Origin of the sequence: Streptomyces niphimycinicus (assembly GCF_018883605.1) — a bacterium.
Classification (GTDB): domain Bacteria; phylum Actinomycetota; class Actinomycetes; order Streptomycetales; family Streptomycetaceae; genus Streptomyces; species Streptomyces niphimycinicus.
In genome coordinates this window covers 1-400 of the sequence record NZ_JAHLEM010001118.1, presented here as the reverse complement: position 1 = coordinate 400, position 400 = coordinate 1, and the positions used below count along the sequence as shown (strand labels likewise).

Genomic DNA, 400 nt, shown 5'->3' with positions numbered 1-400 from the left:
TCAAGCGCATCCGCGAACACCGGATAGGCGTCGTACAGCTCACGCCCCATCCCCAGCCGCTGACTCCCCTGCCCCGTGAACAGGAACGCCAGCTCACCCTCGGCAACCGTCCCCTCGACCAGCCCCGGCGCGGACTCACCTCGCGCCAGCGCGTCCAGCCCGGACAGCAGCTCGTCCCTGCCGTCCGCGACCAGCACCGCGCGGTGGTCGAGCGCGGCGCGCCCGGTGACCAGGGTGTGGGCGACATCGGCCGGTGCGAGGTCGGAGTGTGCGGTCAGATGGGCGTAGAGCCGTTCGGCCTGGGCCCGCAGGGCGTCGGTGCCCTTGGCGGAGAGCGCGTACGGCAGCACATGGGAGCCGCCCCGCTCGGGCGCCTCCTCCACCGGTTCGGCCGTGCCGA

General features: G+C 73.5%; 1 protein-coding gene. It reads right to left on the bottom strand.

Features of this window, described 5'->3' with window-relative positions:
- Positions 1 to 400 (bottom strand): CurL C-terminal domain-containing protein (locus KN815_RS48050; protein ID WP_443732354.1); only part of this gene is annotated, 400 nt, incomplete at both ends.